Annotated in this window: 19 protein-coding genes; 12 read left to right on the top strand and 7 right to left on the bottom strand. The window is 70.4% G+C overall.

Annotated features, from left to right (window positions below; translation table 11 throughout):
- Positions 1-53: 53 nt before the first annotated feature.
- Positions 54-2,765: a glucosidase gene (locus tag BA895_RS09585; RefSeq protein ID WP_070191665.1), complete on the top strand. Its 2,712-nt coding sequence runs from the start codon at positions 54-56 to the stop codon at positions 2,763-2,765.
- Positions 2,758-3,879: a GNAT family N-acetyltransferase gene (locus BA895_RS23075; protein ID WP_083283167.1), complete on the top strand. Its 1,122-nt coding sequence runs from the start codon at positions 2,758-2,760 to the stop codon at positions 3,877-3,879. The genes BA895_RS09585 and BA895_RS23075 overlap by 8 nt, the downstream gene beginning before the upstream one ends.
- A 9-nt stretch (positions 3,880-3,888) precedes the next feature.
- Here the strand turns inward: BA895_RS23075 and BA895_RS09575 are convergent, their stop codons facing one another.
- Positions 3,889-5,592 carry a formate--tetrahydrofolate ligase gene (locus BA895_RS09575; RefSeq protein ID WP_070191664.1) on the bottom strand — a complete coding sequence of 568 codons (1,704 nt, stop codon included), beginning with the start codon at positions 5,590-5,592 and terminating at the stop codon, positions 3,889-3,891.
- A 125-nt stretch (positions 5,593-5,717) separates the two neighbouring features.
- Here BA895_RS09575 and BA895_RS09570 point away from each other — a divergent pair, with 125 nt between their 5' ends.
- Positions 5,718-7,982, top strand: coding sequence for an ATP-dependent DNA helicase (locus BA895_RS09570; RefSeq protein WP_070191663.1), 2,265 nt, complete (start codon positions 5,718-5,720; stop codon positions 7,980-7,982).
- A 183-nt stretch (positions 7,983-8,165) separates the two neighbouring features.
- Here the strand turns inward: BA895_RS09570 and BA895_RS09565 are convergent, their stop codons facing one another.
- Positions 8,166-9,188: a prohibitin family protein gene (locus tag BA895_RS09565; RefSeq protein ID WP_070191662.1), complete on the bottom strand. Its 1,023-nt coding sequence runs from the start codon at positions 9,186-9,188 to the stop codon at positions 8,166-8,168.
- 134 nt (positions 9,189-9,322) lie between these two features.
- Here BA895_RS09565 and holA point away from each other — a divergent pair, with 134 nt between their 5' ends.
- Both holA and rpsT read left to right on the top strand, forming a co-directional pair.
- Positions 9,323-10,282, top strand: coding sequence for a DNA polymerase III subunit delta (gene holA, locus BA895_RS09560; RefSeq protein WP_070191977.1), 960 nt, complete (start codon positions 9,323-9,325; stop codon positions 10,280-10,282).
- 344 nt (positions 10,283-10,626) lie between these two features.
- Positions 10,627-10,887 (top strand): 30S ribosomal protein S20, encoded by a 261-nt coding sequence (gene rpsT / locus BA895_RS09555; protein ID WP_070191661.1) that lies wholly within the window; start codon positions 10,627-10,629, stop codon positions 10,885-10,887.
- A gap of 109 nt (positions 10,888-10,996) precedes the next feature.
- Here rpsT and BA895_RS09550 read toward each other — a convergent pair whose 3' ends face one another.
- On the bottom strand, positions 10,997-11,536 hold the full coding sequence (locus tag BA895_RS09550) for a type II toxin-antitoxin system PemK/MazF family toxin (protein WP_070191660.1): 540 nt from the start codon (positions 11,534-11,536) through the stop codon (positions 10,997-10,999).
- A gap of 103 nt (positions 11,537-11,639) precedes the next feature.
- Here BA895_RS09550 and BA895_RS09545 point away from each other — a divergent pair, with 103 nt between their 5' ends.
- Positions 11,640-12,860 carry an MFS transporter gene (locus tag BA895_RS09545; RefSeq protein ID WP_070191659.1) on the top strand — a complete coding sequence of 407 codons (1,221 nt, stop codon included), beginning with the start codon at positions 11,640-11,642 and terminating at the stop codon, positions 12,858-12,860.
- A 219-nt stretch (positions 12,861-13,079) separates the two neighbouring features.
- Here the strand turns inward: BA895_RS09545 and BA895_RS09540 are convergent, their stop codons facing one another.
- Positions 13,080-14,216 (bottom strand): M48 family metallopeptidase, encoded by a 1,137-nt coding sequence (locus BA895_RS09540; RefSeq protein WP_083283166.1) that lies wholly within the window; start codon positions 14,214-14,216, stop codon positions 13,080-13,082.
- Positions 14,217-14,445: 229 nt separating this feature from the next.
- Between BA895_RS09540 and lepA the strand changes: the two genes are divergently transcribed.
- Positions 14,446-16,299 carry a translation elongation factor 4 gene (gene lepA / locus BA895_RS09535; RefSeq protein WP_070191976.1) on the top strand — a complete coding sequence of 618 codons (1,854 nt, stop codon included), beginning with the start codon at positions 14,446-14,448 and terminating at the stop codon, positions 16,297-16,299.
- Positions 16,300-16,337: 38 nt separating this feature from the next.
- Positions 16,338-17,141: an AraC family transcriptional regulator gene (locus BA895_RS09530; RefSeq protein ID WP_070191658.1), complete on the top strand. Its 804-nt coding sequence runs from the start codon at positions 16,338-16,340 to the stop codon at positions 17,139-17,141.
- Positions 17,142-17,722: 581 nt separating this feature from the next.
- Here BA895_RS09530 and BA895_RS09520 read toward each other — a convergent pair.
- A complete protein-coding gene (locus BA895_RS09520) occupies positions 17,723-18,556 on the bottom strand; it encodes a tyrosine-protein phosphatase (RefSeq protein ID WP_070191657.1) in 834 nt (277 codons plus the stop codon).
- A gap of 66 nt (positions 18,557-18,622) precedes the next feature.
- Positions 18,623-19,039 carry a helix-turn-helix transcriptional regulator gene (locus BA895_RS09515; RefSeq protein ID WP_083283165.1) on the bottom strand — a complete coding sequence of 139 codons (417 nt, stop codon included), beginning with the start codon at positions 19,037-19,039 and terminating at the stop codon, positions 18,623-18,625.
- 149 nt (positions 19,040-19,188) lie between these two features.
- On the opposite strand from BA895_RS09515, the gene arsB reads away from it, so the two are divergent.
- The 4 genes from arsB to BA895_RS24800 all read left to right on the top strand — a co-directional run bounded on the left by arsB (position 19,189) and on the right by BA895_RS24800 (position 24,982).
- Entirely contained in the window at positions 19,189-20,283 is a 1,095-nt protein-coding gene (gene arsB / locus BA895_RS09510; protein ID WP_070191656.1) for an ACR3 family arsenite efflux transporter, read from the top strand.
- A gap of 30 nt (positions 20,284-20,313) precedes the next feature.
- On the top strand, positions 20,314-21,558 hold the full coding sequence (hemW, locus tag BA895_RS09505; protein WP_070191974.1) for a radical SAM family heme chaperone HemW: 1,245 nt from the start codon (positions 20,314-20,316) through the stop codon (positions 21,556-21,558).
- 13 nt (positions 21,559-21,571) lie between these two features.
- Positions 21,572-23,029, top strand: coding sequence for an aldehyde dehydrogenase family protein (locus BA895_RS09500; RefSeq protein ID WP_083283231.1), 1,458 nt, complete (start codon positions 21,572-21,574; stop codon positions 23,027-23,029).
- A 162-nt stretch (positions 23,030-23,191) separates the two neighbouring features.
- Positions 23,192-24,982 carry a CHAP domain-containing protein gene (locus BA895_RS24800; RefSeq protein ID WP_070191655.1) on the top strand — a complete coding sequence of 597 codons (1,791 nt, stop codon included), beginning with the start codon at positions 23,192-23,194 and terminating at the stop codon, positions 24,980-24,982.
- A gap of 9 nt (positions 24,983-24,991) precedes the next feature.
- Here the strand turns inward: BA895_RS24800 and BA895_RS09490 are convergent, their stop codons facing one another.
- Positions 24,992-25,891: a DUF3097 domain-containing protein gene (locus BA895_RS09490; protein WP_254666404.1), complete on the bottom strand. Its 900-nt coding sequence runs from the start codon at positions 25,889-25,891 to the stop codon at positions 24,992-24,994.
- Positions 25,892-25,988: the final 97 nt, after the last annotated feature.

Below are 25,988 nucleotides of genomic sequence, written 5' to 3'. Positions count from 1 at the left end.
CCGACCCTGGCGTCCGACTCGCAGCGAAGCGGCGCGGCGGGCAGAGTGGGCAGATGACCTCGCGTCGGGCGCCGACCCCCTCGAGACGACCGGCCCCGTCGGTCGAGCACGCCCGGCTCGCGGAGTCGCCCGACGCCTCCGACCCGTGGCGGCTCTGGGGCCCGTATCTGGCGGCCCGACAGTGGGGAACGGTGCGCGAGGACTACTCCGCGGCCGGTGACGCCTGGGAGGCGTTCCCGTTCGAGCAGGCGCACCGACGGGCCTACCGCTGGGGTGAGGACGGCATCGCCGGCCTCTGCGACCGGTTCGGCTTTCTCAACCTGAGCATCGCCCTCTGGAACGGGCACGACGACCGGCTCAAGGAGCGCTTCTTCGGCCTGACCAACCCACAGGGCAACCATGGCGAGGACGTCAAGGAGTACTGGTGGCACCTCGACGCCACCCCCACCCACTCCTACGCCCAGACCCTCTACCGCTACCCCCAGGCGGCCTACCCGTACGAGACGCTGCGCGAGGTCAACGCCGCGCGAGGCCGCACCGACGACGAGTTCGAGCTGAGCGACACCGGCATCCTGGCCGACGACCGGTTCTTCGACGTTGTGGTCACGCACGCCAAGGCCGGCCCGACCGACGTCGTCGTCACGGTCACCGCGACCAACCAGGGGCCGGATGCCGCTCCGCTGCACATCGTGCCTCAGCTCTGGTTCCGCAACACCTGGGCCTGGGGCGACGACGACCGGGTGCCCTCATTGCGCCGGCTGCACACCCCCGAGGTCGACGACGCGTCGATGGTGGCCCTCGAGGCCGACCACGAGCATCTGGGCCGGTACGTGCTCTTCGCCGAGGGCGAGCCCGACCTGCTGGTGTGCGACAACGAGACCGACAGCGACGGACTGTGGGGGGTGCCCGGCCGTTCCGCCCACCCGAAGGAAGCCGTCGACCGTGCGGTCGTGCGCGGTGACCGTTCTGCGGTGAACGCTGACGAGACCGGCACCAAGGCCGGGCTGCACTACACCTTCGAAGCAGTGCCCCCGGGTGGCTCCGTCTCCGTGCGCCTGCGCCTGACGGCTGAGCCGGTCGTCGACCGGCCGTTCCTGGCGGTCGACCAGATCGTGGCCGATCGCGCCGAGGAGGCCGAGCGCTTCTACGACGTCGTGATCCCGGATGCGGTCGACGACGTTGACCGGCACACGGCTCGCCGCGCCTTCGCCGGGCTGCTCTGGGGCAGGCAGCTGTATCGCTACGACGTCGACCGGTGGCTCGCTGGCGACCCCGCCGGCCCGGTGCCACCCACGTCTCGGCGAGCCCCCGAACCCGGTGGCCGGAACACGGCGTGGCGTCACCTGGCCCTGGCCGACGTGATCTCGATGCCCGACGAGTGGGAGTACCCGTGGTTCGCCACCTGGGACCTCGCCTTCCACGCCGTGGCACTGGCCCACGTCGACCCGGCCTTCGCCAAGAGCCAGCTGCTGCTGCTCTGCCGTGAGTGGGCCCAACATCCCAACGGTCAGCTGCCCGCCTACGAATGGGCCTTCTCCGACGTGAACCCGCCCGTGCACGCCTGGGCCGCGTGGCAGGTCTACCTGCGCGACGGGTCGTGGGACCACGACTTCCTCAAGCGGATCCTGGCCAAGCTCTTGCTCAACGTGTCGTGGTGGGTGGGCCGCAAGGACCCCGACGGCTCCGACCTCTTCGAAGGCGGCTTTCTCGGGATGGACAACATCGGGGCGTTCGACCGCAGCCGCCAGGTGCCCCCAGGTTGGCGGCTGGAGCAGTCCGACGCGACCGCGTGGATGGCGTTCCTGTGCCTCTCGCTCATGCGGATCGCCCAAGAGGTGGCCCGTGACGACCACGCCTACGACGATCTCGCCACCACCTTTCTCGAGCGCTTCCTCGCCATCTGTCGGGCCATGGGCTCGTTCGGCAGCGGAGGGGTCTCACTCTGGGACAGCCAGGACGGCTTCTTCTACGACGTGCTCGTCGGCCCGCTGGGGCAGACCGAGCCGATGCGTGTTCGGTCGATGGTGGGGCTGCTGCCCCTGCTCGCCGTGGCCAACGCCCCGGCCTGGGTGCGAGAGGAGCTGCCCGACTTCGACGCATCGCTGCGCTGGCTCGCCCGGCACCGCCCCGACGAGGTGGCGAGCCTGCTGCACAGCCACCCCAACGATGCCGACTCGCTCACCTTCGCGGTCGTCGACCCTGAGCGGCTGGCGCTGTTGCTGCGCCGGCTGCTCGACGAGGACGAGTTTCTCAGCCCCCACGGCATCCGCTCGCTGTCGGCCGCCCACCGCGACGGCGTGGCTTTCGACGTGGCCGGCGAGTCGATGTCGCTGCGGTACACACCCGGAGAGTCTGACTCCGGGCTGTTCGGCGGCAACTCAAACTGGCGTGGCCCGGTCTGGTTCCCGGTCAACGTGCTGCTCGTCGACGCCCTGCACACGTATGCCGCCGGCGCCGGTGCCCAGGTGACCGTAGAGCTCCCGACCGGCGGAGGCACGCGGGTCGGACTGCACGCGGCAGCCGGGGAGATCGAGGAGCGGCTGGTGTCGCTCTTCCGACCCGGGCCTGACGGCCGCCGCCCCAGCGACCCGCGTCATGTCGGCACCGGTGCTCGGTGGTCTGACCACCCGACCTTCAGCGAATACTTCCACGGCGACACGGGCGCCGGGCTCGGGGCCAGCCACCAGACGGGGTGGACCGCCCTCGTTGCGCACCTCGTGTGCACCACGGGTACGACCTCCGACCGTGAGGAGAACGATGCCTGACCTGCCCGAAACCCCTCACCGTTCAGCAGGCGTCGTCAACGACGCAGACCCCGTCTGGCTCACCACTGCTCGCCTCGTGCTGCGACGCCCGAGCCCGACCGACCTCGGCGACTACACGCGGCTGCACACCGACCCCCGCACCTATACGCACTCGCCCCTCGGGCCGCCCACGGCCCAGGTGTGCACCGAGCGGCTCGAGGCCGACCTCAGGTGCTGGCGCGACGACGGGTTCGGCTATGCGGCCGTGGTCGAACGTCACGGCGGCGCGGTGGTGGGCTGGGCGGGTCTGCGCCGGGAGCAGCGCGAAGACGGCGGTGGCCACCTGGTCAACCTCTACTACCGCCTGGCTCACGACCGCATCGGGCGCGGCTACGGCCGGGAGGTCGCCCGCGTGCTGGTGGCGTGGGCCGTCGAGTGGCTCCCGGAACCGCCCGTGTCTGCCGGTGTCGACCAGGGAAACACCGCGTCGACCGCAACGGCCCTGAGCGCCGGCCTGGTCAGTACCGGGCTCTTTCGGCATCCGAGACACCCACCGGACGCCGACCCGATGCTGGCGTTCGAGTCGCCCTCGGTGCGCGCGGTTCCTGCCGCCGAGGCGCCCGTGAACGAGCTTCTCGACCTCTGGGTGCGGGTCAACGACGCCGGTGGAGCCGTGGGGTTTCTGCCCGCGGCCCCCCGACGCGAGGTGGCGCAGGCGCTCGAGTCACACCTCGGGGAGGTGCGGGCGGGCCGCGCCCTGCTCGTCGTGATGCGGGAGCCGGCCGGTGCCCTGCTCGGGTTCGGCTTCTGGCTGGCGCCTCGAGCACGGGGTCTGGAGCACCTGGCCGAGCTGATGCGACTCATGGTGGAGCCCTCGGCGCAGGGTCGTAACCTCGGCCGCCTCCTGCTGGCCGGCATGGTGGGGGTCGTGCGCCGCGAGCTGCCCGGCATCCGGCTGCTGCGCCTCGACTACCGGTCTGGACTGGGTCTCGGCGTGTTCTACGAGGCCGCGGGGTGGTCTGAGATCGGTCGCCTCGCCCAGGGCATCAGCCTCGGCGGCGACGAGTTTCGCGACGACGTGCTGATGGCTCGCCGGGTCGACGGGGCCCCGCTCACCCCCGACGGTGCACGCTGACCGCTCGGGTCACGACAGGCCGGTCACCGCGCCGTCGGGGCCCACGTCGACGCGCTCGGCGTTGGGTGAGCTCGGCAGCCCGGGCATGGTGCGCACGTCGCCGCAGATCGCGTAGACGTAGCCGGCCCCGACGGCCGCGCGTACCTCCCGCACCGGCATCCGCCAACCGGTCGGGGCACCGCGCAGCGACGGGTCTGAGCTGATCGACAGATGGGTCTTGGCGATGACGACCGGCAGCCCACCGAAACCGAGGCGCTCGTAGTCGCGCAGACCGCGGGCGGCGGCCGGGCTGAGGTCGATGCCGTCGGCGCCGTAGACCTCGGTGGCGATCGTCTCGATCTTGCTGGCGAGCGAGAGGTCGAGGGGGTAGAGGTAGTCGAAGTCGTTGTCGTGCCCTGCCGCCTCGACGACCGCCTCGGCCAGCAGCTCCGCCCCCGCGCCACCCTCGGCGACGTGGCGGGTGACCGCGCAGCGCACCCCGAGCTCGGTGCAGAGCGCCTCGATGACGGCGTGTTCCGACGGGCGGTCCTCGGCGAAGGCGTTGATGGCGACGATGGGCTCGACCCCGAACCGCCGGACGATGCCGATGTGGGCGCGCAGGTTGGGCAGGCCCGCCTCGACATCGGCCGGGTTCTCGGCCAGCAGGTCGTCGGGCAGCGGCTTGCCGGCCCGGATGACGTACCGCCCCGAGTGGGCCTTGAGCGAGCGCACCGTGGCGACCAGCACGACGGCATCCGGGCGCAGGCCCCCGACCCGGCACTTGACGTCGAAGAACCGCTCGGCGCCCATGTCGGAGCCGAAGCCGGCCTCCGTGACGACGTAGTCGCTGTGCGCCAGGCCGATGAGGTCGGCCGTGATCGACGACGTGCCGGTCGCGATGTTGCCGAACGGGCCACAGTGCACGATGGCCGGCCCGCCCTCGAGAGTCTGGAGCAGGTTCGGCTTCAGGGCGTCGATGAGCAGAGCAGCCATCGCGCCACCGGCGTGCAGGTCGTCGGCCGTCACGCTCTCGCCCGCGGTGGTGTAGCCGACGACGATGCGCCCCAGCCGTTCGCGCAGGTCGACCATGGAGGTCGCCAGCGTCAGCAGCACCATCACCTCGCTGGCCGCCGTGATGTCGAACCCGCTCTCGCGCACCACACCGTCCTGCCGCGCGCCGAGACCCACGACGATGTTGCGCAGTGACCGGTCGTTGACGTCGAGCACCCGGCGCCAGCTGATGTTGCGCACGTCGAGGCCGAGCCGGTTGCCGTGGTGCAGGTGGTTGTCGATCATGGCGGCCAGCAGGTTGTGCGCTGCCGTGATGGCGTGGAAGTCGCCGGTGAGGTGCAGGTTGAGCCGGTCCATCGGCACGACCTGGCTGTAGCCCCCGCCGGCTGCGCCACCCTTGATGCCGAACGTCGGCCCCATCGACGGCTGACGCAGCGTCACGACCGCGCGGTGCCCCAGGCGCGCGAGTCCCTGCGCCAGGCCGACCGCGACCGTCGTCTTCCCCTCGCCGAGTGGCGTGGGCGTGATGGCGGTGACGACGACGTACTTGCCCGGATGCCGCTGGGCCGGTTCGTCGAGCACCCCGAGGTCGATCTTGGCGACGTCACGGCCCCAGGGTTCGAGGTGCTCGTCGGTCAGGCCGAGCTGGGCGGCGACCTCGCTCATCGGGCGCAGGGTGGCGGCGTTGGCTATGTCGAGGTCTGACGGGAGGGGTGCGCTCATGACCGAATCAAACCGCTGTACGGGGCCTGAGGGCAATGATGCGGGGGAGGCCACACGGTTCTCGACGCGCCGAACGCCGTGGATGGCGCCGTGGTGGCGGCGACGCAGCGGCATACCCTGAGCCAATGGCCAACCGTCCTGCGCTCGACGCCCTGCTCCATGCCGCGGTGTCGGGGGTGGGTGGCACCGAGCGGCCCGGCCAGGTCGAGATGGCCCAGGCCGTCGCGGCGGCCGTCGAGAACGGGCAGCACCTGCTCGTGCAGGCCGGTACTGGCACCGGCAAGTCGCTCGCCTACCTCGTGCCCGCGGTCGCCCACGCCTACGACTCGGGAAAGCCTGCGGTCGTGGCCACGGCCACCCTCGCCCTGCAGGCGCAGATCGTCGACCGGGACATGCCCCGGGTGGCCGACGCGCTGACTGGCCTGCTCGGTCGCCGGCCCACCTACGCGCTCGTCAAGGGGCGGCGCAACTACGTGTGTTTGAACAAGGTGGAAGGCGGCTTTCCCGACGACGAGGAGGGGCTCTTCGGCGTCGGTCAGGTCGACGCCGGTGCCGGGCGGCTCGGCGCCGAGGTGGTGCGCGTGCGCGAGTGGGCCGACCAGACCGAGTCGGGTGACCGTGACGAGCTGGTGCCCGGGGTGTCTGAGCGGGCCTGGCGCCAGGTGTCGGTCTCGGCGCATGAGTGCCTGGGCAGCAAGTGTCCGATGGTCACCGAGTGCTTCGTCGAGCGGGCCCGAGAGGCGGCTCGTGACGTCGATGTCGTCGTCACGAACCACTCCTTCATGGCGATCGACTCCTTCGAGGGTCGCCAGATGCTGCCTGAGCACGACCTGCTCGTCGTCGACGAGGCCCACGAGCTCGTCGACCGGGTCACCGCGACGATCACCGACGAGCTGACCGGCTCGATGGTGATGGCGGCCGCCAAGCGCGCCGGCCGGCTCTCTGAGAACACTGCCGCTCTCGACGAAGCGGGAGAGCTGCTCGCGGCTGCCCTCGAGAACGTCGAGGAGGGCCGTCTGCTCGGCATTCCGGATGCCGTGGGGCTGGCTCTGGCCCGTATTCGCGACACGGCGCGCGTCGTGCAGAGCGACCTCAAACCACCACCGGGTGAACAACCCGACGGCGCCCGCCAGGTCGCCCGGTCATCGGTCGACGAGGCCTACGAGAACGCCGCTCGAATCCTCGAGACACGTGAGCTCGACGTCGTGTGGTGCAGCCGCGACCCACGCCGCGGGCCGGTGCTGCGGGTCGCCCCGATGAGCGTCGCGATGCTGGTGCGCGAGAAGATCTTCGAGGAGCGCACCGTGGTGCTCACCTCCGCGACGCTCGAGCTCGGGGGCAGCTTCGACTCCGTCGCGGGAACGATGGGGCTGCGCGGTGAGGGCGCGCCGAGCTGGAACGGTCTCGATGTCGGCAGTCCCTTCGACTACCCGCGACAGGCCATCGCCTACGTGGCCGCGCGGCTGCCGCCCCCGGGCCGAGACGGTGCCAGTGACGAGAGCCTCGACGAGATCGAGCAGCTGGTGCGTGCCGCCGGAGGTCGCACCCTGGGCCTGTTCTCGTCGATGCGGGCGGCTCAGAACGCCGCCGAGATCATGCGGGCCCGGTTCGGTGACGACATCCCCGTGCTGTGCCAGGGGGAAGACCAGATCTCCACCCTCGTGCGACAGTTCGCCCGAGAGCCGCGCACCTGTCTGTTCGGCACCCTCACGCTGTGGCAGGGCGTCGACGTGCCCGGTTCGTCGTGCCAGCTGGTCATCATCGACCGCATCCCCTTTCCACGGCCCGACGACCCGTTGGCCTCGGCGCGCGCTCAGGCGATCGGTCGCATGGGCGGCAACGGCTTCATGGCGGTCTCGGCGACGCACGCGGCCCTGCGCCTGGCCCAGGGAGCCGGCCGGCTAGTGCGCCGGGGTGACGACCGCGGCGTCGTGGCCTTCCTCGACTCGCGGATGATGACCGCCCGCTATGCCGAGTTCCTCCAGCGCTCGCTGCCGCCCTTCTGGCCCACGACCGACAAGACCATGGTGCTCGCGGCCCTGACGAGGCTCGACGAGACGGCATCCGAGCCACTGCCCGTGGCCGAGCCGGCGATGCGTTCGCTGACCGGGGCCGGTGCGGCCGGTGCGGCCGGGGCTGCCCGAGGGGCCGACGGCACCGAGCACCCGCGGCCGGTGGCCCCCAGCCCACCGGTCGCTGACTCGAGCCGCACGGCCGTCACCTCGGGTCACGCCTGGACTGACGAACAGGACGACGAGCTGCGAGACGCGGCCGAGGCCGGCATGGCGCTCGATGAGCTGCTCGAGCACTTCGAGCTGCCCGAGGAGACCATCTCGGCCCGCCTCGACCAGCTCGGCCTCGAGCTGGCCAGCGGCCAGCTGTTCGACTGACCGGCTCCGTCGGCCCGAGCACCGGGCCAGGGCGGCTGGGCTCGCGCGAGCATCCGCGCTCCCACCCGCAACGCACCGAGTAGTCCTCAACTCACCGGGAAACTGCCCGGTGAGTTGAGGACTACTCGGTGCGTTGGCCGAACGCCGGCGCGGGCGGCAGCTGACGACCGGCGGCCGGTGGGGCTACGGCTTGGCGGTGGGGGAGGGCGTCGGCGTGGCTCCGGCCGGCGAACCAGCGGTCGACGGCAGCTGCAGCAGGTTCTGAGTGCCCTGCGGCACGACGATGAGCGAGCCGGTGTGCTCCTTGAGCATGTCGATGTACTTGCTCATCAGCACCTGCTCGTTGAGGCGGTTCTGGCACTTCTCCGACGGCACGGGCACGACCTTGACGGCCGTCACCTTCTTGCCGTTGATCAGCTCCTCCTTCGACGTCGAGGTCGCGCCGCAGCGGATGATCTGGTCGGCGTCAGAGGTGGCCTGCGCTTCGGTCTTGGTGATCTCGGCGTCGGCCAGGGCCGTCTGGAGATCAGCCTTGGCCGCCTCGGCGTTCGCGAGCGAGCTCTGCACCTTGTCGTAGTTGGCCTGCACGGTCTGGTCGAGCGTGATCGCCTTCGGGTCGACCTGCTCGACGGTGACCCCCACGTCGCCGAGACGGGTCTCGAGGCCGGTGGTGATGCGCTTGGCGAGGTCGGTGCGCGACTGTCGCACGGTGGCCGCGGTCAGGGTGGTGGGCGCGTCACGGGTGACGGAGGAGACGCCCGGCAGCACGGCGCGGCTGATGAAGGTCTCCTGGTCGGGGTACTGCCGGATGATCTCGGGCAGCATCGTCGGGTTGAGCGAGTAGCGGATCGTCACGTCGTAGACCACGGTCGCGTTGTCACTCGTGACCGTCGACACACGCCCGGAGGACTCGCCCTCCGCGAGTGAGATCGTCTGGTTGCGGATGTCGAAGACGATGAGGTCCTGCCACGGGGCCTTGAGGTGGATGCCGGTCGCGCTGATCGCGTCGTCCCCCACCGTGCCGAACGTCTTGGTCACGGCGGCCTCACCGGCATCCAGGCGGTAGAAGCAGGCGCTGCCGACGATGATCACAGCGAGCGCAAAGGGGATCGCGGCGTAGCGGTGCAGCTTCCACTTGTGGTTCCTCAGGCGCAGGAGCACGACGCCGACGGCGATGAGCAAGAGGGCGAAGACGATCGAGACCATGGGGGGCTCTGACCTGCACTTTCGAGATGTCGGGGGTGATGCGGGTGACGCGCCGTTTCTGCCGGCACCGGCCGATGCCGTCAGATGTCCACGGGTGTCTGCTGCTGTCGGTCGCCCGTGGCAAGGTGGACGTCATGTCGACCGCCTCCGTTCCACCGCTGGTGCTCATCAGTGGGCCGGAGGATGTGCTGGCCGAACGAGCCCTCGCCACGGTGCTCTCGGGGGCCAAGGTAGCCGACGTCGAGGTGATCACGCTCGAGGCCGCGACGTACGAGGCCGGCTCGATCTCGGTGCACGCCAGCCCGTCGCTCTTCGGCGGTGACCGGTGCCTGGTGGTGCGCGACGTGCACGAGGCGAGCGACGACCTGCAGCTCGACGTGCTCGCCCTGGTGGCGTCGCCCGCGCCCGACGTGTCGCTGGTCGTCGTGCACGGCGGTGGCCCGAGAGGGCGCAAGATCATCGACGCCATGAAGAAGGCGGGGGCCCGGGTCATCGACTGTCCGGCCGTCAAGTCCGACCGCGACAAGACCGACTTCGTGCAGCACGAGTTCGCCGCCGCTCACCGCCGGATCACCGGCGAAGGGGTGCGCGCCCTCATCGAGGCGGTCGGCAAAGACCTGCGCGAGCTCGCCTCCGCCTGCGCCGCACTGGTCGCCGACACGGAGGGAACGATCGACGACGCCGTGGTCGACACCTACCACGGCGGCAAGGTCGAGGCGACCGGCTTCCGCGTCGCCGACGCCACCATCGCCGGCCAGACGGGCGAGGCGCTTCGCCTGCTGCGCCACGCCATCGCCTCCGGGGTCGACCCGGTGCCCATCGTGGCGGTGCTCGCCTCTCAGCTGCGGCAGCTCATCAAGGTCGGCTCGGCGGGGCGGGGTGGGTCGGCTCAGCTGGCCAAGACTCTCGGGATGGCGCCGTGGCAGGTCGACAAGGCCCGCCGCTCGGTGGGCCACTGGAGCGGTGACGGCCTCGGGGTGGCCCTGCAGGCGGTGGCTGCTGCCGACTTCGAGGTCAAGGGCGGCGGCCGCGACCCGGTCTACGCCGTCGAGCGGGCGATTCTCACCGTGACCCGGGCCCGGGGCATCCGCTAGCAGCGCCGACGCCCTTTCTGCGCGACGCGCCGCGCGACGCGCGGCAGGGGTGGTCTGCACGACACTGTTTGCGCGACGCGCCGCGCGACGCGCGGCAGGGGTGGTCTGCACGACACCGTTTGCGCGACGCGCCGCGCGACGCGCGGCAGGGGCGGTGCGAACGGCATCCTTCGGTTTGGAAAGGCCAACCCGGCGCTGCTAGATTTGGCTTTCGCGAGCGCGCTGGGTCGTGCGCGCATTGCAGCAACACGTCTCAACTGCTCACTCAAGGGCGCCCATCGCCCGGTCCCGAGCAGGCAGCCGCCCTCTTACGGCACCCATCAGACCAAACGAAAGATCCTTACGTGGCAAACATCAAGTCGCAGATCAAGCGCATCAAGACCAACGCCAAGCGCACCGACCGCAACCGTGCGGTCAAGAGCGAGCTTCGCACCTGGAACCGCAAGTTCCGCGAAGCGGCGGCCACCGGCGACAAGGACGCTGCCGCCGATGCCCTCAAGACCGCCTCGAAGAAGCTCGACAAGGCCGTGTCCAAGGGCGTCATCCACCAGAACCAGGCCGCCAACAAGAAGTCGGCGATGGCCAAGAAGGCCGCGTCGCTCTGAGGCGTTCGTCCTCCTGAGACGGGCTCTCACCTCACGGTGACGGGCCCGTTTGGCTGTTCCAGTGTTCGCGCGGCTGGTGAGCGCGTCACTCCAGCCTCTCGGCGCCGTCTCACACACCGTCGCGAGCGGCGGCCACCACGAGGTCGTAGCGATCACGGGGGAGCACCGCGCCCTCGCGTCGCACCGCCTCGGGGTCGACCCGGATCAACCGGTTGACCCGAACCTCGCTCGGGCGGCCCTTGCGGTCCCAGGCTCCCGTACCGATGTCGACCCACAGACGACCCGACCGGCGCTCCTGCTGCTCGTCGCGGTCGTGGTCCTTGCTGGTCAGCGCGAGAACGACCAACCAGTCGGCTTCGCGGCCGATCACCAGCACCGGGCGGTCCTTGCCCTGTGTGGGGTCCTCCTCGTAGGGAACCCAGGTCCACACGATCTCGCCCGGGTCGGGCCGGCCGTCGGGCTGCGGTGCATAGCGGGTGTCGGGCAGCTGCGTCGCGTCGCCTGGGTAGACGCCCCGTTCCACCGGGGATGCCGGGCCCGCTTGGCTGGCGACGGGCAACGGCCGCTTCGGCTCTGCGGCTCGCGACCGGTTCGACGGCCCGACGAGATCGCGAACCAAGCGGGTCAGCCTGCCGAAGGTGGTGGACATGCGTTTCACGCTATCGCGTGCCCAACTACCATTTCGCTCAACTGGTCGACGGGGACCTGTATTGCCATCCACCAAAGTCCCCGACCCTCGAAAGCCCCTGCCTGTGAGCCCACACCAGCGCCGAACTGCCTTGGCCATCCTGGCCCTCGCCTTGGGCGGATTCGCCATCGGCACCACCGAGTTCGTCACGATGGGGCTGCTGCCGCAGATCGCGGAGGGCACCGGGGTCGACATCGCGACGGCGGGTCACTACGTCTCGGCCTACGCGCTCGGGGTGGTGGTCGGCGCGCCCCTGATCGCGGTGCTCGCGGCGAAGGTCGCCCGCAAGGGGCTGCTCATGGCCTTGATGGGTTTCTTCGCGGCCGCGCACCTGCTGGTCGTGCTGGCTGACACCTACGGACAGGTCATGCTGGTGCGCTTCCTCGGCGGCATCCCGCATGGTGCCTTCTTCGGGATCGGTGCGCTGGTGGCCGCCTCGCTGGTCTCGCACGAACGTCGCACCGCGGCCATCGCCGCCATTCTCGGCGGTCTCGGTGTGGCGAACGTGGTCGGCGTGCCCCTCGCGACCCTGATCGGTCAACGCTACGGCTGGCATGCGCCGTATGTGGTCGTCGGCGTGATCGGCCTGGTCACGATCGGCGCGATCGGCGTCTGGCTGCCGAAGCTGCCCGTCGCCCGCCAGGCCACCATGCGTGGCGAGCTCCGGGCGCTGCGGCGGCCGCAGGTGTGGCTCGCCCTGCTCATCGGCACCGTCGGTTTCGGGGGGATGTTCGCCATGTACAGCTACATCACCCCGACCATGACCGAGCTCGCCGGGCTCGACGAGGCCCTCATCGCGTGGGTGCTGATGGCCTACGGCATCGGCATGGTCACCGGGATGGTGCTGGCCGGCCGGGTGGCGAGGTGGGGAGTGATGGCCGGAATCATCGCTTCCCTCGCCGCGATCGCCGTCCTACTCGCCCTGTTCGGCCCGGCTGCGCACATCCTCTGGCTGGCCGTCGTGATGGTGTTCCTGCTCGGTCTGCTGCCCTCCATCGTGGTGCCGCTGCTTCAGACCCGGCTCATGGACGTCGCCCACGAGGGCCAGTCCCTCGCCGCCACCTTGAACCACTCGACGCTCAACACCGCCAACGCCCTCGGGGCCTGGCTGGGGTCGGTGGTGCTGGCCGCAGGGTGGGGTTACGGCGCCCCGAGTCTTGTCGGTGCAGGGCTCGCCGTGCTCGGCGTGGCCATCGCCGTGCTGTCGGCTCGCCTCGACCGACGCGACGGCGGGATCCGACCGAGCCCCCACCCGGTGGATGCCGTAACGCCCCTGAGCGCCTGAGCCCGCCCACCCCATCTGCGCGTCGCGCGGCGCGTCGCGCAGGTGGTGTTGTGAATCCGACACTTTTGGCGCGTCGCGCGGCGCGTCGCGCAGGTGGTGTCGTGGTGGGGAGCCGGGTCCGGGTGTGACCTGGCTCGGCCAGGGCCAACCGTTGAAGAGGCGCTGAGGGTCGGCCCCGTTCAGCCTTCGGGAGGTGTGAGGCGCGCCCAGGCGCACCGTTCAGCCCTCGGGAGGGGCGAAGCGGTCAGGTGCCGGTGCCGGTGCGTGCGGCAGGGCGTCGGCCGTCGGTGCCGCGCCGGGCTGCTGGTTGGCCCAGTAGCCCGGCTGCGCCGAGAGCTGCTGGTTCGGCGAGTACTGCTGCGCCTGGCTCTGCCCGGTTCGCTCGGCGCCGGGGCGGGCGTTCTGAGGCAGCTCGGGTCGTGTAGCAGGCGTGGGCACGAAGCCGATCATCGACGGCAGCGACCACGCCCGAGGGTCGATGGGCTGCGACCACAGCCACGGGGCCTTCGGGCGCCAGAGGAGCCGGCCGGGGGCGCGACGGTCGCGCAGGGCGTGCATGCGCCAGACCAGCACCGGATGGGACGCCGTGGCGTTGGCGACCCACACGAAGAAGCCCGGCTCGACGATCGCCCGGTCGGCCATCGCATCGACGTCGATCGAGCGGTTCAGGTACTTTCCCCCGGCGAGGGTGGCCATGGCGCCGCGGGCCCCCTGCGGAACCAGGGCATGCCCGTAGTTGTCGGCCGTGTACTCCTGCGCCCGGCTCAGGGTGGAGCCGAGCAGGGGGATCCACTGCGACGCAAAGGTGCCGAGCATTCGCCAGTAGCTGGTGTGACCCGCGGCGATGTGGCCGACCTCGTGGGCGATCACGAACCGCAGGGCGTCGGGGTCACGCGCGGCCCCGCCGACCTCCAGCAGGTCGCTGTAGACGATGACGAACCTCCGGAAGCCGTGTCCGGAGGCCGCTGCGTTGATCATCCCGTTGCCGCCGACGACCCAGGCGTCCGGAACGTAGGGCAGCCCGGAGCGGACCGCGGCGTCGACGAGCATCGCGTGAGCCTCGGGGAACTGCTGGCGGGTGAGCTTGATCCCGTTGAGCCGCTGCTGGGCCCACAGCTGGCCACGAGCGAACCACAGCAGTACCGGGGCGAAGAGCAGGATGAGGGCGTAGGCGTCGGGCGTGCGGCCCTCGTCGGCGGCAAGGCCCACCTCGGCCAGCGCCAGCACGAGGAGCAGCAGCGAGCCCAGGATCGTCAAGACCAGGGTCACGATCTCGCGGGGGTGGCGCACGGCGCGGCGCATCGGGAGCTGGGTGCCCGGCGTGGCGGGCAGGAGTTCCATCGGTGGGGGGCGCATGACATCCCATTCTGCGCCATAGCGTCCGCTGCCGAGCCGAGGCTGCCATTTTCCGAGGGCCGGGCACGGCGTCGGTGGTGCCCCGAGCGCTCAAGGCTCACGCCAAGCGGGGTGGACGGCATCCGGGAAAAGCGTGGGAGACTTAGCCGGTCGTGCGACGCTCGAGCCGCCCGGCCTCCCGCCGTCGACTCCCACCAACTCCTGCGAGGTTCGCCCCACCGTGTCGCCCATGGCCCGCTCCGCGTTGGCACCCAACGCCACGCCGCCGGACCTGATCCGCAACTTCTGCATCATCGCGCACATCGACCACGGCAAGTCGACCCTGGCTGACCGCATGCTGCAGTTGACCGGTGTCGTCGACGCACGTGCGATGCGCGCGCAGTACCTCGACCGCATGGACATCGAGCGCGAGCGCGGCATCACCATCAAGAGCCAGGCAGTGCGGATGCCGTGGGCGGCGGCCGATGAGACCGGCGCTCTCACGACGTACTGCCTCAACATGATCGACACTCCCGGTCACGTCGACTTCACCTACGAGGTGAGCCGGTCGCTCGCGGCCTGCGAGGGCGCCGTGCTGCTCGTCGACGCGGCCCAGGGCATCGAGGCGCAGACGCTGGCCAACCTCTACCTGGCCATGGAGAACGACCTCACCATCATCCCGGTGCTGAACAAGATCGACCTGCCCGCCGCCCAGCCGGAGAAGTACGCCGAAGAGCTGGCCAGGCTCATCGGCGGCGACCCCGACGACTGCCTGCGGGTCTCGGGCAAGACGGGGGAGGGCGTCGAGCCGCTGCTCGACCAGATCGTCAAGCTGCTGCCCGCCCCCACCGGCGACGCCGACGCCCCCGCCCGGGCCATGATCTTCGACTCCGTCTACGACACCTACCGCGGCGTCGTGACCTACGTCCGCGTCGTCGACGGCAACCTCAGCCCGCGCGAGAAGATCGTCATGATGTCGACGCGGGCGACCCACGAGCTGCTCGAGATCGGCGTCATCAGCCCGGAGCCGGTGCCTGGCAACGGCCTCGGGGTCGGCGAGGTCGGCTACCTCATCACCGGCGTGAAGGACGTGCGCCAGTCGCGCGTCGGTGACACCGTCACCAACGCGGGTAAACCGGCCAAGCACGACCTCGGCGGCTATCGCGACCCGAAGCCGATGGTCTTCTCCGGCCTGTTCCCGATCGACGGCTCCGACTACCCCGCCCTGCGCGACGCCCTCGACAAGCTCAAGCTCAACGACGCGGCCCTCGTCTACGAGCCCGAGACCTCGGCCGCGCTCGGCTTCGGCTTCCGCGTGGGCTTCCTTGGTCTGCTGCACCTCGAGATCGTCCGCGAGCGGCTCGAGCGTGAGTTCGGCCTCGACCTCATCTCGACGCAGCCCAACGTGGTCTACGACGTGGTGCTCGACGACGGCAAGGCCGTGCACGTCACCAACCCGAGCGAGTACCCCGACGGCAAGATCCGCGAGGTGACCGAGCCGGTCGTGCGGGCCACGATCCTGGCTCCGAGCGAGTTCGTCGGCGCGATCATGGAGCTCTGCCAGCAGAAGCGGGGCAGTCTGCGCGGCATGGACTACCTCTCGGAAGACCGCGTCGAGATGCGCTACACGCTGCCGCTCGCCGAGATCGTCTTCGACTTCTTCGACCAGCTGAAGTCGCGCACCCGCGGCTACGCCTCCCTCGACTACGAGCTCGACGGCGACCAGGTGAGCGACCTCGTGAAGGTCGAGATTCTGTTGCAGGGCGAGACCGTCGACGCCTTCTCGGCGATCGTGCACAAGGACAAGGCCTACAACTACGGCGTCATGATGGCCGGCAAGCTCAAGGAGCTCATCCCGCGCCAGCAGTTCGAGGTGCCGATCCAGGCGGCCATCGGCTCGCGGATCATCGCCCGCGAGAACATCCGGGCCATTCGCAAGGACGTGCTCGCCAAGTGCTACGGCGGCGACATCAGCCGCAAGCGCAAGCTGCTCGAGAAGCAGAAGGAGGGCAAGAAGCGGATGAAGATGGTCGGCCGCGTCGAGGTGCCCCAAGAGGCGTTCGTGGCAGCCCTGTCGAGCGACGGCGACAAGGGCAAGAAGTAGGTTCCCCGGCGGCGGCGTCGTGCGTCGTACGGTGAGCTGTGACCCTCACGGCCGAGCACCACGAGCACGTTCCGAGCGCACGGTTCGCGCCGTTCGCCGACCGCGTGGTGGGCTACCGCCTCGCGGGGTTCCCGGCTGGGGTGCACATCGGGATGCCGTCGAGCACCGTCACGCTGGTCATCCCGTTCGATGACGCGCTGACGCTCTCCGACCCGGGCAGCCCGGTGCCGAGGCGTTTCGACTCGGTGCTCGCCGGCCTCGCGACCGGCCCGACCCACATCCATCATGACGGCAACCAGCACGGCATCCAGCTGGCGATGCGTCCGGGGGCGCTGAGAGCCCTCTTCGGGGTGCGGGCGGCAGAGCTCGCCGAGGGCTCGTTCGAGCTGCAGGACGTCATGGGCGCCGAGGCCGCTGAGCTGCGGGACCGGCTGCACGAGACCGACTCGTGGCAAAGGCGGTTCTACCTCGTAGAGCGTTCGCTGCTCGACAGGCTGAGCGAGCCCCGCCCGCCTGCGCCCGAGCTGGCCGAGGCGTGGCGGCTGATCGGCGTGTCGCGGGGGGCTGCGCCGATCAGGGAGGTGGCGCAGGTCGTCGGCTGGTCGATGCGCCACCTCCAGCAGCAGTTCCGGGCCGAGCTCGGGGTGACGCCCAAGGCAGCGGCCCGAGTGCGCCGCTTCGAGCGGTCCGTTCCCCTGGTGTCGTCGGGTCGGATGCCGCTCACCCAGGTCGCCCTCCGGTGCGGCTGGTCCGACCACGCCCACATGAACCGCGACTGGCGTGACCTCGCCGGCACGTCACCGACGCAGTGGCGCGTTGACGACACGCTCGCCAACCCCTGATCAAACGTTCGGTTCGAGGTAATCAGCGACCACTGGTGGTCGCTGACTACCTCGAATGCGGTAGGGGAGGGCCGGCGACTGCGCATTCGTCCAAGACGGCCGGCGTGACGTCGCCCAGACTGGGCGGCATGGAGACCCAGAACACGCCGGCATCCACCCGCACCGACCACAACGTCTGGGTCGGCCTCAGCTACGACGACCCTCATGCGGCGCGCACCTGGCTGCTCGGGCTCGGTTTCACCGAAGGTGACCTCGTCGAGGACTCCGACGGGCACGTGCAGCACAGCGAGATGCTCTGGCCCGAAGGAGGCCGGGTGATGGTGAGCAGCCGCGCCAAGCGTGACGACACCTTCGTCTCCGGTGCGGGTGCGGCCACGGTCTACGTCGTCTGCGACGACCCCGACACGGTGTTCACGCGGGCGGAGCGACTGGGGGCCACGGGTGGTGCGCCCGATGGAGGACACCGACTACGGCTCCCGCGGCTTCTCCATTGCAGACGTCGAAGGCAACTCGTGGAGCTTCGGCACCTACGCTGGTTGACCGGTCTGCGGCGGGCGACCAGACCGCTGACGGCTGGGCCTTCAGGGAGCGAGCAGCTTGCGGCGCAGGCGATCGGTGTCTCGAGAGGTCCAGTCGTGGTCGGCGAGCCAGTTCTCGGCCCCGCCGTACTGCTGCTCGAGCGTGCCCAGGAGCAGCCGCATCGTGTCGGTGGTGGGCGACTGCTGCGCCACCGTCTTGTCGCGCAGGTTCGCGGCGTAAGCGGGCCGGCTGCGCAGCCGCTCGAGGATGAGCGGCACCCGCTCGGCCGAGGCCGCGAAGTCGGCGATGATCTCGTCGTCGAGCACGCCGACCGTCTTCAGGGCCAGCCCGACGATGGTGCCGGTGCGGTCCTTGCCGGCCGCGCAGTGCACGACCGCGGCGCCGCGGCTGTCGGCGATCGCGTGCAGAGCGGCAATGACCGAGTCGGGCCGCTGCTCGAGATAGGAGAGGTAGTGCTTCGACCAGAACTCGTCGTGACTGGGGGCGGCGGGCCGATGAGCCGCAGGGGTCGCGGCGCGTTCGGAGCGCTCGGCCTGCTCGTCAACCTCCCAGGGCAGGGGACGCTCGGCCGCGGGGATGCCGCTCTCAGGCGAGGAGTCGCGGTAGAGCGTGAAGTGGTGGTGGCGCACCCTGGCCAGGGCTCGCAGCGGTCCGTCACCCTCTCTGACCACCTCCACGTCGGTGCGCAGGTCGACGACGTCGGTGAGGCCGTAGCCGTCGACGAGCGAGCGCACGGACTCGACCGGAAGGTCTTGCAGGTTGTCCGAACGCAGCAGCCGGCGGGGTTGCACGACGTCGCCCTCCTCGGTGGGCAGCCCGCCGAGGTCGCGCATGTTGACGACGCCCGCGAGCTCGATCCAGTTCGGTGACCTCATCCTTCGACGATAGGCGAGCCGCACCAGAGCCGTGACCACCCGGGGGTCGCGGCCGCGCTGGCGGCTCTACGAACCGGTGCTCAGCACGACACCGAGGTCGAGGCGCAGGCCGGCGAGGGCGTCGCCGACGATGGCGTAGTAGGCCCACCTACCCCTCTGCTCACGGGTGACGAGCCCGACGTCGACGAGCTGGCGCATGTGATGCGACACGGTCGGCTGCGACAGACCGACGACGTCGGTCATGTCGCAGACACAGGCCTCGCCACTCTGGCTAGCGGCGATCAGCGACAACAGCCGCACCCTGGTGGGGTCCCCGAGGGCCTTGAACGACCTGGCCAGACGTTCGGCCTCGACCTCCGCCAGCCCGCCGCCGGTGACCGTCGGGCAGCAACCCTCAGGGCGGACGCCAGACTCTCGACGACCTCGGGCCGGAGGCGAGGTGCGGGGCGGGGTCGCGGTGGCTGCGGTGGCGGTCGAGGTCATACGGGTGATCCTCGCACGAGCATTGACAAACGTCGATGCATCAGTGACGGTCGATACATCGACGAACGTCAATGTCAGGAGGGCTTATGGCGGCCCCAAGAACCACCGGCGGCCGGTGTGGTCGTGCAGCCGGCCCACCGGTTCACGGCATGACTGACACAGCCGAAGCGCCCGTGCTGGCGCGGCTGTCCCCCCTGGACCGGCTGCTGCCGGTCTGGATCGCGCTGGCGATGGCAGGGGGGCTGTTGCTCGGCCGAGGGGTGCCCGGCCTGGGTGAGGCGCTGGCTGCGGTGCAGGTCGACGGGGTGTCGCTGCCGATCGCGCTCGGGTTGCTGGCGATGATGTACCCGGTGCTGGCCAAGGTTCGCTACGACCGGCTCGGGTCGGTGACGGGTGACCAGCGCCTGCTGGTCTCCTCGCTCCTGCTCAACTGGGTGATCGGGCCCGCGCTGATGTTCGCCCTGGCCTGGGTCTTCCTGCCCGACCTGCCGGCCTACCGCACCGGCCTGATCATCGTGGGACTGGCCCGCTGCATCGCGATGGTCATCATCTGGAACGACCTGGCCTGCGGCGACCGGGAAGCGGCCGCGGTGCTGGTCGCGCTGAACTCGCTCTTCCAGGTCGTCGCGTTCGCGGCCCTCGGCTGGTTCTACCTCTCGGTCCTGCCGGGCTGGCTCGGCCTCCAGCAGGCCGGGCTCGACACCTCCACGTGGGCCATCGCCCGGTCGGTGCTGGTGTTCCTCGGCGTGCCCCTGGCGGCCGGTTACCTGACCCGACGGCTCGGCGAACGAGCCCGCGGGCGCGACTGGTACGAAGCAACATTCCTGCCCCGGATCGGCCCGTGGGCCCTCTACGGGCTGCTGTTCACCGTCGTGACTCTCTTCGCGCTCCAAGGGGAGGCCATCGCCTCCCGGCCCTCCGACGTGGCGCGGATCGCGCTACCGCTGCTGGTCTACTTCGCGCTGATGTGGGGGGGCGGGTTCGCCCTCGGCGCCGGCCTGCGCCTCGGCTACGCCCGCACCACGACACTGGCGTTCACCGCCGCGGGCAACAACTTCGAGCTGGCCATCGCCGTCGCGATCGCCACCTACGGCGCCACCTCCGGCCAGGCCCTCGCAGGGGTCGTCGGGCCGCTGATCGAGGTGCCTGCTCTCGTCGGGCTCGTCTACGTCAGCCTCGCCCTTCGGCGCGCCCTCGGCACCCGAGGGCTCAGTGACGGGGGCCAGGCGACCGAGCGGCTCTGACCGGTCGATGGTCCTGAGACAATGGTGACCATGTCGCCTTCAGCCCTGCCCGACGGTGATCCTGCGCCCGCGTCGGGACGTCTCCCGGCAAGCGCGCTCGAGGGGCTGGCCGACATCGACCTCGGTATCTACGTGCACGTGCCGTTCTGCACGGTGCGCTGTGGCTACTGCGACTTCAACACCTACACGGTGACCGAGCTCGGCGGTCGAGGGCCGCACGGTGCGGCGGTGGGGGTCGACACGTACGCCGACGTCGCTCTCCGAGAAGTCGACCTCGCGCGCACGGTGCTGGGTGACCAGTCACCAACCGTGTCAACGGTTTTCGTTGGTGGAGGAACGCCGACCATGCTGCCCTCGGCTGACCTTGTCAGGGTGCTCGACGGCATCCGGCAGCGCTTCGGCCTCGCGTCCGACGTCGAGGTCACCACCGAGGCCAACCCCGACTCGGTCACCCCCGACTCGCTTCGAGAGCTCTCGGAGGGAGGGTTCACCCGGGTCTCGATCGGGATGCAGTCGGCCGTGCCGCACGTGCTGGCCACCCTCGAACGCACCCACGACCCCGACAACGTGGCTCGGGCCGTGTCGGCCGCCCGCGACGCGGGGCTACAAGTGAGTCTCGACCTCATCTACGGAACGCCGGGGGAGTCGCTGAGCGACTGGCGGCGCAGCCTCGACGCCGTCGTGGCGCTGGCGCCCGACCACGTCTCGGCCTACGCCCTCGTCGTCGAGGCCGGCACCAAGATGGCCGCCCAGGTGCGCCGTGGGGAGGTCGCGATGCCCGACGACGACGACGAGGCCGACAAGTACGAGCTGGCCGACGAGCTGCTCACCGCCGCCGGCCTGGGCTGGTACGAGGTCAGCAACTGGGCGCGGTCACCGGCCACCCGGTGCCGGCACAACATCGCCTACTGGTCGGGCACCAACTGGTGGGGCATCGGGCCCGGCGCACACAGTCACGTGGGCGGGGTGCGCTGGTGGAACGTCAAACATCCCAGTGCCTACGCCGCGCGACTGGCCGACGCGGTATCGCCCGCTCACGCCCGCGAGACGCTGACCGCCGAGCAACGTCACGACGAGCGCATGCTGCTCGGGTCGAGGCTGGTCTCGGGTCTGCCGCTGGAGGAGGTGCGGGGCCCTGGTCGCACGGCCGTGGCCGGCCTCATCGCCGACGGGCTCGTCGACGGCACGTCGGCGCTCTCCAGCGGTCGGGTGGTGCTCACCCGACGGGGGCGCCTGCTCGCCGACACCGTTGTCCACCGACTGCTGGCTCCGTGACGAGAAGGACCTGATGACCGACACCACGCTCGAGACCGACCGCACCTCGCCCGACCTGAGGGGAATGGATGCTGCCGCCGCCGCCGCCGCCGCCGCCGCCGTCGCCCGCGCCCGCAACGCCTACGTCGGCGGCGCCACCAAACCGCTCGAGTGGCGCGAACGTCAGCTGCGCTCGCTGCGGAGGCTGCTGGTCGATGGCGCCGACGTGCTCTGCGACGCCTTGGCGGCTGACCTCGGCAAGAGCCGCACCGAGGCGATGATCACCGAGATCGGGTTCACCGTGAACGAGATCGACCACCTCCTGAAGCACCTGCGGTCGTGGTTGCGGCCCGAGCGCGTGTCCGTTCCGGTCACGTTGCCCTTCGCCAGGGCCCGCGTCGTTCGAGAGCCGTTGGGGGTCGTGCTGGTCATCGCCCCGTGGAACTACCCCGTGCAGCTTGCGCTCGCGCCGCTGGCCGGCGCCATCGCAGGGGGCAACGCCGTCGTCGTCAAGCCCAGCGAGGTGGCCGCCGCGACCTCGCACGCGCTGGCCCGGCTGCTCCGAGAGCATCTCGACCCGAACGCCGTGCAGGTGGTCGAGGGTGGGGTGCCCGAGACCACGGCGCTGCTCGCCGAACGCTTCGACCACATCTTCTACACCGGCAACGGCACGGTCGGGCGCATCGTCCTCGAGGCCGCGGCGAAGCACCTGACCCCGGTGACCCTCGAGCTGGGCGGCAAATCACCGACTTACGTCGACGACAGCGCCGACCTCGAGGTGGCGGCCCGCCGGATCGTGCTGGGCAAGTTCACCAACGCCGGCCAGACCTGTGTGGCGCCCGACTACGTGCTCGCCACCCGCGAGGTGCTCGATCGTCTGAAGCCGCTGTTGTCGAAGGCGATCGGTGACTTCTTCGGTGACGACCCGGCATCCTCGCCCGACTACGGCCGCATCATCGACGGGCGTCACTTCGACCGGTTGTGCGGCCTCATCGAGCCGTCGCTCGTCGTCTCGGGAGGCGGCACCGACGCCCGTCACCGCTACATCGAGCCGACGGTGCTCGATGGCGTCACGCGTGAGCACGGCGTGATGCAGGAGGAGATCTTCGGCCCGGTGCTGCCACTGGTGGAGGTGGCCGGCATCGACGGGGCCATCGACTTCATCAACGACCGGGACCGGCCCCTGGCCCTCTATCTGTTCACGGCGGACTCGTCCACCCGGCGGCGCTTCGAGCGTGAGACCTCCTCCGGTGCTCTGGGGGTCAACATCCCACTTGCCCATCTGATGGTGCCCGATCTGCCGTTCGGTGGCGTGGGGCCAAGTGGCATGGGGGCGTATCACGGCAGGGCCTCGATCGAGACGTTCACGCACGCCAAGGGGGTGCTGACCCATCCCACCCGAGTCGACACGACAGCCCTGATCTATCCCCCGTTCGCGGGGCTGAAACGACGCCTGGTCGAGACGCTGATGGCACCCCGTCGGAAGCGCTGACGTCGGCAAGGTCCGTCATGTCCGGTACGCCGGTCTTTGAGGGGCTACCACATCCGTCACGCTACGACTCAGGATTCACAGAAAGATTGTTGCGACTCAAGACACACACGGCGTGTTGACTTGACTACCTTGTCCCGGGAGCACCCAACTTCTGGAGATGTCGTGACTGATCTTGACGTACGCCCCGCCCCGCGCCGACCGAGAAGGCGGCGCAGCAGCGTCGGCCTGCTCGTCGTCAGCACCGTTCTGGCCCTCGTGGCGGGGGTCGGCCCGGCCACCTCGGCCGTCGCCGACGACCACGTCGGGGCGGGCGACCACTCCGTGACGAGTGAACAGGAGAGCCCGCAGTCGGTTCAGGGCCCCGAGCCCGCTCCGATGGTCGACCCGGTGCAGAACGCGACCTCGTCGGAGTGGATCGTGCTCTGCACCAGCTTCTCGCCGTGCAAGGCCGCCGGCTACGGCAACGACGGGTACGACGCCGTCTACCAGACGAGCTACTGGTCGCAGTACAGCGGCCACAACTGCACCAACTACGTGGCCTACCGGATGATCCGCAACGGCATGTCGAGCACCAGGCCTGCCGCAATTCGTGGCAACGCCCTCAACTGGGGGGTGGCCCTCGCCAGCCAGACGAACGACTCGCCGACGGTCGGCTCCGTAGCCTGGTGGGACAGCTCGTTCTCGTCGTCGGGCCACGTGGCCTACGTCGAGCGGGTCGTGTCCTCCTCGGAGATCTACGTCTCCGAGGACAACTGGGGTGGCGACTTCCGGTGGCGCAAGATCACCCGCACCGGCGGACGGTGGCCGCAGGGCTTCATCCACCTCAAGGACGTCGCGCCTCCTGCCCCTGGGCCGGCGCCCTACCAGGCGATCACGCCGGCGCGGCTCGTCGACACCCGGGTGGGCCTGGGGGCGAGCCGGGGCCAGGTGACCGGCCGCACCGAGATCGCCGTGCAGGTGGCAGGTCGAGCCGGGCTGCCGAGCGCAGGCGTGCAGTCGGTGGTGCTCAACGTGACGGCCGTCGCCCCCCAGTGGGCCGGCTACCTGACCGTCCGGCCCGACAGCGGCTCACGACCCACCTCGTCGAACCTCAACTACACCAAGGGTCGCACCATCGCCAACCAGGTCATCGCCAAGGTCGGCTACGACGGCAAGGTGCGCGTCTACAGCTCAGCCGACTCCGATGTCGTGGTCGACGTGGCCGGCTACTACGCCTCGACCCAGATGATGTCGACGCTCAGCCCGACACGACTGCTCGACACGAGACTGGGCCTGGGCGCAGGCACCGGGCCGGTGGCGGCGGGCTCCCGGGTCGACCTCACCGTGGCCGGTCGCGGCGGGGTGCCCAGCAACGCGGCAGCGGTGGTGCTCAACGTCACAGCCGTCACACCGTCGAAGGCGGGCTACGCCACGGTCTGGCCGGCCGGTACCAGCCAGCCTTCGACCTCGAACCTCAACTACTCCGCCGGCGACGTGGTGGCCGGGCTGGTCGTCGCGAAGGTGGGGGCAGGGGGCAAGGTGAGCGTCGGCACGTCGGCCGGGTCACACCTGCTCGCCGACGTGCTCGGCTGGGTCCCCAGTACGTCCGACGTCGTGGCCGGAACGCCCGCGCGCGTTCTCGACACCCGCACGGGCGCCGGAACCTCTCGGGCCGGCGCGGTGTCGGCAGGGGGGACGGTGAGCCTGAAGGTGACCGGGGTGGGTGGGGTGCCCTCCACCGGCGTCAAGGCGGTCATGCTGACGCTGACGGTCGACTCCCCTCAGGGCGAAGGGTACGAGACGGCCTACCCGTCCGGTGCCACCCGGCCGGTGGCCTCCAACCTCAACTACACGACCGGGCGCGCAGTGGCGAACTCGGTGCTGGCCAAGGTCGGCTCCGACGGGACGGTCCGGCTCTTCACCTCGAAGGGGTCGCACCTGATCGCCGACGTGCAGGGCTACGTCAAGCAGTGACCGGGCCGGTCACGTGCTCGGCGCGGTGACGAAGTCGATGAGCTCCTCCACGCTGGCGAGCAGGGTGGGCTCGAGGTCGGAGTAGGTGCGCACGGTGCCGAGAATGCGTTTCCAGGCCCGGGCGATGTCGGCTTGGGTGTCGTGCGGCCAGCCCAGGGCGGCGCAGATGCCGTGCTTCCACGAGGTTCCCCTGGGAATGACCGGCCAGCGCTCCCAGCCGAGTCGCTCGGGTCGAACTGACTGCCACACGTCGACGTAGGGGTGGCCGAGCACGAGCACGTCGTTCGCGATTCCCGGCAGCGCACGGGCCTGTTGCACGATGCGCGCCTCCTTGGTGCCGGGCACGAGGTGGTCGACGAGCACCCCCATCCGTCGCCCTCGTCCGGGTCCGAACTCGGAGATGATGCCGGCGAGGTCGTCGACGCCGTCCATCAGCTCGACGACGACTCCCTCGACGCGCAGGTCGTCGCCCCAGACCTTCTCGACGAGCTCGGCGTCGTGGCGGCCCTCGACGTAGAGGCGCGAGCCGCTCGCGACCCGGGCCCGGGCTCCGTGCACGGCCACCGACCCACTGGCCGTACGGGCCTGCTCCTGCCGAGCGGCATCCAGCGCCGCCGTGGATGCCGCTCTCGGCGCCGTGAGCGTGACAGGTCGCCCGTCGATGAGAAAACCCGGACCGAGCGGGAAGCCCTTGGTGCGCCCGCGGCGGTCCTCGAGGTGCACGACATGCAGCCCACCGGCCTTCTCGACCCGCACGACAGCGCCGACCCAGCCGGTCTCGACATCCTCGACGACGAGGTCGCGCTCGGCGGCCACCGGGGTCGACCGGCCCTGTTTGGGCGCCTTCCAGTCACCGGAGAGCACGTTGGCGCCGTAGCGATCGGTCGGACGGGGTGGTGGCAGCGACACGATCAGTGAGCGTAGGCCGTCGTCACGCCCAGGTGTCTGCGCCACGCGGACACCCGCCCCAACCACGCCGCCCTACCCGCGCCGCCCTACCCGCGCC

Origin of the sequence: Humibacillus sp. DSM 29435, from assembly GCF_001758225.1 — a bacterium.
Lineage (GTDB): Bacteria > Actinomycetota > Actinomycetes > Actinomycetales > Dermatophilaceae > DSM-29435.
The sequence above is the reverse complement of the archived record's forward strand: the minus strand, read 5'-3'. Positions and strand labels throughout refer to the sequence as shown.